Origin of the sequence: Pseudomonas morbosilactucae, assembly GCF_023241715.1 — a bacterium.
In the GTDB taxonomy this organism is placed as follows: Bacteria; Pseudomonadota; Gammaproteobacteria; order Pseudomonadales; family Pseudomonadaceae; genus Aquipseudomonas; species Aquipseudomonas morbosilactucae.
Map to the genome: position 1 here is coordinate 24,491 of NZ_JALQCW010000105.1, position 6,070 is coordinate 30,560.

Consider the following 6,070-nt stretch of genomic DNA (forward strand, 5'->3'; position numbering starts at 1 on the left):
CAAGCAAGCGTTGGAGGTTCCCATGCTGATCGCAAAAACCATGTTGGCCCTGGCTGTGGGCGTGGTGCTCACAGCCTCGATGGCTGTCTTGCCCGACAACCTGTCCGGTCTGTCCAGTGCCTACGCCAAGGATGGCGGAGGTGGCGGCCATGGCGGAGGGGGTAGCGGCGGCGGACACGGTGGAGGCGGCAATGGAGGTGGCGGCCACGGCGGCAGTGGCAGCGGGCACAGCGGCAATGGTCACGGCGAAGGCCATTCGGGACACGCCTCCGGTCACCAGGGTGAAGCGGGCGATGACCACGGCGTGCATGCCCAGGGCGAGCCGGGGGACGACCATGGCGAGCATGCCCAGGGTGAACCCGGTGATGATCACGGGGTGCATACGGGGGGCGAACCCGGCGATGACCACAGCGCCAGCTGAGTGGCTATTGGCCTGACGCGCAACAAGCGTGTGCAACGGACAAGGAGCCGTTGCATACTGCCGCCCGAACCAGCAAAAGGACTTCCTGTGTCAGCCCAACTTCTGATCGCCCTCAGTGCCGCCATCGTGCTCGCACTGGGGCTCCTGCACCTGTTTTTCACCTTCTTCGGCACACGCTTCCAGCCCCGCGACGCCGCCCTGGGCGAGCAGATGAAAGTGGTCTCGCCGCGCATCACTGGCCAGACCAGCATGTGGCGAGCTTGGGTCGGCTTCAACGCCAGCCACAGCCTGGGGGCCATGCTGTTCGGCCTGATCTACGGCTACCTGGCGCTGTCCCAGCCACTGCTGCTGCAACACTCAAGCTTTCTGCTTGGGCTCGGCGCGCTGTTCCTGGCCAGCCTGCTGCTGCTCGCCCGCCGCTACTGGTTCAGGGTGCCGTTGATCGGCATCAGCTGCGCCCTGGTGCTGTACCTCAGCGGCCTGAGCCTGCTGTAGCAGCGCACGCGGTTCAACGCTCCGAGCCGCCTCGGGGCGTGATTCCCCCTCGCCCTTTGATGAGAACGACAATGCCTCGCCCGTTGACCCTGTGGTTATGGATGTTCACCGCCCTGAGCTGGATCGCTTGTGCGATTCCGTTGCTGCTGCTGGGCTTTTTCGACTGGTGCCTGATCACCCCCTCGGAAGTCAGCGGCACCCTGTTCGGCGGCGCCATGGGCACCCAGATGTACCTCTCGGGCTGGGCCGTGGCCACTGTCGCCCTGGCCTTGACCCTGGTGTTTCGCCTCCCGGGATCGACCCTGGCCTGGATCGGCGCCGGCATCATGCCCCTGGTCATGGGTGCCGGTTGGCTGCTGTTCTACCCGGACGATGCCGACGGCCACCTGATGTTCAGCCCGCAACAACATGAGATCGGCGTGGCGATGCTGGTCGGTGCCGCCTTCCTGCTCAGCGGCGAATACCTGCGCCGACGCCGGCTGAAAAAGCCCGTGGCGCCGCCCAAGGCCGGCTTCTTGCTGCTGCTCCGGACCCTGGTCGCAGGCCTCTTGGTGAGCCTTTTCACCCTGGTGCCCTGGACGATCTACAAGGAACTGACCCTGCCCACCTGTGCCTTCAACAAGGCCGGCCAGCAGTTGAGTGTGTGCATCGGGCATGACTCGGAAGAACCTGTAATCGTCGATTGAAGCGCGCCCCGGCCGGCACTTTTCCAGCCCGTTGCACGAGCGTCGGGAGCAGGCCAAAACCGCTCCGACGCCGCAGCCCGGCGAGCCTTTTTCTTTAGCACATGAGTATCCCCATGCCTCGCTACTTCTCCCTCTGGTTAGGGTTCTATTACTGCGCCAGCGCACTGGCAATCTGCGCCCTGGTGCTGGGCCTGGGCTACATCAACTGGGACCTGATCAAACCCATTGACGTCGGCGGCACCCTGTTCGGCGGTGGCATGGCCGCCGCGGCGCAATTGATGGGGTGGGCCATCGTCTTTACGAGCCTGATGCTGTGCCTGCTGTTGCGCCTGCCTGGGGCCACCCTCGGCAGCCTGGTCAGCGGAGCGCTGCTGCTGGGCATCAGCGCCGGCTGGCGGCTGTTCTACCCGGACGACTTCGACGGCAACCTGCTCTATAGCCCGACCCCACGGGAAATCGACTTGATGCTGATGATCGGCGCGGCGCTGTTCTACGGCAGCTGGGTGCTTTGGCGTCGGCGCCGGGCCATGCCCCGGGTCAAGCCGGTGCCCGGCCTGATGCTGGCCCTCAGGACCCTGGTGGCGGCCTGCATCGCCGGCTGTGCCCTATTCATGACGCTGAAACTGCTGCAACCGCCTCTGCCGACGTGCGCCTTTAACAAGGCCGGGCAGCAGTTGTCGATCTGCCTGGGCGATGGCCTGAATGAGCGGGTGATTGTCGATTAGCCCTCCAGCGTCCGGATTGTTCTCCTGCCACCGGCCAGCCCTGCGCGACTAACGACGCAGATTGGCCAAGGGATCGTAGGCCTTCGACCGTTCTGTCTTGCCCGGTTGAGGGTCAGGGTCGAGCGGTGCCTTGGCCGGGCCAATGGGGTCCACCTGGGGGTCGGCCAGGTCCGGAGAGTCCGGATCGAACCCCAACTCATCCTGACCGGATGCATGCTCGGATGAGCTCGGCCCGCTCGGTGTCTGGCTGTTCGGTGTCTTACTGTTCATCGATGCCTCCTGGTCGGCGCCCGCAAGACGGCGGGCCTGTCATCTGAGATCCCTCCTGCCCGGCCGCGTGCGACTGGCCGGACGAACGGCCACACACCGATTAACACTCCGGCTATGACGGCCGACAACCCGATAAATATATATTTCAAAGCCAGCCAAATGGCGCATTGCCATTATTTGTACGCTTTGTTACAAGATTGAAATTTTTGATAAGGATCATCAGATAAGTCGCCGCCCGGATACCCGTCGCGGCCGTATCTGCGCGCCTCATTGATATTCAAGCCGGCTGATCCGCCGCGCCTCATTACCCAAGACAAGGAACAGGACCATGGTCATGCAAACCACCTTTGACGGACCGGAATCGGACTACAGCTTCAGTGACTCTGGCGAAAACATTGAAGTCAGCAAGAACGACGTCGTCGTCGCCAGTTCGGAAGGCCTCAGCGGTGACCTGGTCCTGACCCTCGGTGAGAGTGAGATCACTGCCAGCCGTGAGGTCGACACCGTCCACGCCTCCGGCAGCGTCGAAGACCCCTATGTCACCGCGCTCGACGACGGCGGTTATGTACTGACCTGGTCCGTAGACAGCGACAGTTTCGAAGGCATCGTGGTCAAGCGCTACTCCGCCAGCGGCGAGATGATCCAGCGCACCAACATCCCTACCCCGGATGTGGATGACCCTTCGGTCACCGCCCTGAAAAATGGCCAGTTCGTCCTGGCCTGGACCTCGGAAAACGACAACGACGTCTCCACGGTCTACACCCAGCTGTTCGGTGCCGACGGCAGCACCAGTGGCAGCGTGGTCAAAGTCGCCAGCTCCGCCACATTCGATCTGGAAGACGCCAAGGTCACCGTCCTCAGTGACACCAAGTACATCGTCACCTGGGGCGAAACCCACGACGACGTATCGAACAACCCCCTGCTGGAACTGACCGACATCAAGTCGGTGGTCTACACCAACGGCAAGCCTGGCGCCGTGCAAACCCTGGTCACCCGTGACAGCGCCCTGGGCGAAGCTGACGACTCGACCATTCTCAAGGGTGCCGACGGCAAGTTCTGGCTGACCTACACCGTGCAAAAGGTCAACATCAACCCGAACACCCAAGAGATCAGCTACACCTCGAACTTCCTCCTCAGCCAGCTGGACGCCAACGGCAAGCTGATCGCCGGCGCCCCGACCGTCCTTGAGACCCTGACCAGCAGCAATGGTTATGCCTCCTACTTCGGCGTGGTCGAGGTCAATGGCCAGTTCGTGGTCAGCCACGTGACTGAAGGCACTGGCACCCAGGACCGAGTGATCGTCACCCAGCTGTACGACAACACATTCGTGGCCATCGGCGACCCGGTGGAAATCAGCAGCGGCCAGTCAATCAATGGCGCGACCATCGCCGAGCTGCCTAACGAGGGCGGCTACGTCCTGGCCTGGAACGAGTTCAATCCAAACGGCGGCGGCAACGTTTACATTCAGCGCTTCGATGCCAACGGCGTTGAAAAAGACGGTTCGCCGATTCTGGTGGGCACTGCCGAGACGGGCAACTTCCTGCGCGACGCGCCGGTGGTCACTGTGCGTGACGGCGGCACTGTGGTGGTGAGCTGGGAAAGCAGCAGCAACAGCACTCCGAACGAAGTGGACATCAACGTCCAGAAGGTCACCAATGCGGGCCTGCTGGTGGGTTCCACGACCACCACCATCACCGGTGACGCCCACGACAACACCCTGAACTGGAGCGGTACCGACGACGTCACCCTCGACGGTGGCGCGGGTAACGACACCGCAGGCTTGCTGGGGTCGAGCGCAGAGCATCGCTTCACTCAGGACAGCGCTGGCAACATCGTGGTCCAGGGCAACCAGGACACCACCCTGCAGAGCATCGAGAAGGTCCAGTTCACGGGCAACGAAACCATCAGCATCAACGACAACCGCTTCGACAACGAAGCCGGTGCCGTGGTGTCCATGGAGCCCAACTCCACGCAACTGAGCAATGGCAACTACGTGGTGGTCTGGGAACAGGCAGGGGAATTCCACGTGCAGCAATTTGATGCCAGCCACACCCTGCTTGACGACCAACTGCTGAACAGCAACACCGGCACCAACCCGGTCATTACTGCCGGCAAGGACGGGGCTTACCTGATCGGCTGGATCACCGACGGCAACCTGCTGCAGATCCAGGGCTACGACACAACAGGTACAGCCACCGGCGAACTGATCAGCTTCTCGCCACAAGACAGTGACAACTCCAATGTCCGATTCGAAGACATGGCAATCACCGTCCTGGCCAACGGCAACTACGCCGTGACCTGGTCCGAAGAGATGAATGGCGCCCAGGGCAGCAGCTCGCCGTTCTTCGCCTCCGAAACCTTCGTGCAGATTTTCGATGGCACCACCCACCTTGCCATCACCGACATGGTCCAGGTCGACACCAAGACCCAGGACGGCAAGGTCTTCGCGGGCGAACCGAGCATCACCAACCTGGGCACCGGTTTTGCCATTGCCTGGGAACGTGAAACCGGCTCCTCGGGCAACGTCGATGTCTACCTGCAGCGCTACGACGCCGCCGGCAAGGCCATCGGCGCCAATACCCTGGTCAACACCACCACCGCAGGCGAGCAGTCCGGCGCCAAAATCACCACCCTGGGCGACGGCAGCCTGGTGGTGACCTGGGTCAGCCTGACCTTCAAGAACGACGAGCCGGTCAGCGGCAACGTCTACATGCAGCGCTACAGCGACAAAGGCGCGAAGCTGGGTGGCGAGACCCTGGTCAACACCGCCACCAAGGAAATCCAGGGTGAGCCCGCCATCACCGCCCTCAAGGACGGCGGCTATGTCATCAGTTGGGCCACGTCGGACGAAGCCTCACGCTCTGCCGACGCGCACCTGTATGCGCAGATTTTCGACAAGAACGGCGCCAAGGTCGGCGGCCAGTTGCTGATCAACACCTCGGAGAACGACATGTTCCCGGTGGTCAACGCCACCGCGGACGGCGGCTTCGTGGTCACCTGGGAAGACCTGTCCGGGGAGCGCGACGTTAACGGCAACAATGTGTCTGGCGACATTCACAGCCAGCGTTTCGACTCGACTGGCCACTCCACCGTCCTCACCGGCGATGACGGCGATAACACCCTGATCTGGACCGGCAGCAACCCGATCGTCCTGGAAGGCGGCGCTGGCAATGACACCCTGGTGGGCGGCGATGCCAACGATATTCTCAAGGGCGGCACCGGCGATGACCGCCTCGACGGCGGTCTGGGTGCCGATGTCCTCAGCGGCGGCCTGGGCAACGACACCTACGTGGTGAACAACCTCCAGGACCAGATCATCGAGAACGCAGGCGAAGGCACCGACACCGTCGAGTCTTCGATCACCTGGACCCTGGGCGCCAACCTGGAAACCTCACACTCAACCGGCAGCGACCACCTCAACGGCACCGGCAACGCCCTGAACAACGTGCTGATCGGCAACGCCAGGCCAACAC

General features: G+C 62.7%; 6 protein-coding genes. 5 read left to right on the forward strand and 1 reads right to left on the reverse strand.

The features are described 5' to 3' along the window. Nucleotides 1-22 precede the first annotated feature (22 nt). The 4 genes from M1B34_RS31375 to M1B34_RS31390 all read left to right on the forward strand — a co-directional run bounded on the left by M1B34_RS31375 (nucleotide 23) and on the right by M1B34_RS31390 (nucleotide 2,327). Nucleotides 23-421 (forward strand): hypothetical protein, encoded by a 399-nt coding sequence (locus tag M1B34_RS31375; protein WP_268267157.1) that lies wholly within the window; start codon nucleotides 23-25, stop codon nucleotides 419-421. Between the two features lie 87 nt (nucleotides 422-508). Beyond that, nucleotides 509-916: an LIC_13387 family protein gene (locus M1B34_RS31380; RefSeq protein WP_268267158.1), complete on the forward strand. Its 408-nt coding sequence runs from the start codon at nucleotides 509-511 to the stop codon at nucleotides 914-916. Between the two features lie 71 nt (nucleotides 917-987). Continuing rightward, nucleotides 988-1,602, forward strand: coding sequence for a hypothetical protein (locus tag M1B34_RS31385; protein WP_268267159.1), 615 nt, complete (start codon nucleotides 988-990; stop codon nucleotides 1,600-1,602). A 113-nt stretch (nucleotides 1,603-1,715) separates the two neighbouring features. Beyond that, complete coding sequence (locus tag M1B34_RS31390; protein WP_268267160.1) at nucleotides 1,716-2,327, forward strand: hypothetical protein; 612 nt, start codon at nucleotides 1,716-1,718, stop codon at nucleotides 2,325-2,327. Between the two features lie 48 nt (nucleotides 2,328-2,375). Here M1B34_RS31390 and M1B34_RS31395 read toward each other — a convergent pair whose 3' ends face one another. After that, the gene (locus M1B34_RS31395; RefSeq protein ID WP_268267161.1) at nucleotides 2,376-2,597 is read right to left on the reverse strand and encodes a DUF6021 family protein; all 222 of its coding nucleotides are present in this window, start codon (nucleotides 2,595-2,597) and stop codon (nucleotides 2,376-2,378) included. Nucleotides 2,598-2,925: 328 nt separating this feature from the next. Between M1B34_RS31395 and M1B34_RS31400 the strand changes: the two genes are divergently transcribed. Beyond that, nucleotides 2,926-6,070, forward strand: a 3,145-nt coding sequence (locus tag M1B34_RS31400) for a calcium-binding protein (RefSeq protein WP_268267162.1), incomplete at its 3' end; no start/stop codon positions are given.

Bases quoted from the DNA above. Each gene is read 5' to 3' on its own strand.
- M1B34_RS31395 (WP_268267161.1), bottom strand. From the start codon at position 2,597: ATGAACAGTAAGACACCGAACAGCCAGACACCGAGCGGGCCGAGCTCA.
- M1B34_RS31375 (WP_268267157.1), top strand. From the start codon at position 23: ATGCTGATCGCAAAAACCATGTTGGCCCTGGCTGTGGGCGTGGTGCTC.
- M1B34_RS31390 (WP_268267160.1), top strand. From the start codon at position 1,716: ATGCCTCGCTACTTCTCCCTCTGGTTAGGGTTCTATTACTGCGCCAGC.
- M1B34_RS31385 (WP_268267159.1), top strand. From the start codon at position 988: ATGCCTCGCCCGTTGACCCTGTGGTTATGGATGTTCACCGCCCTGAGC.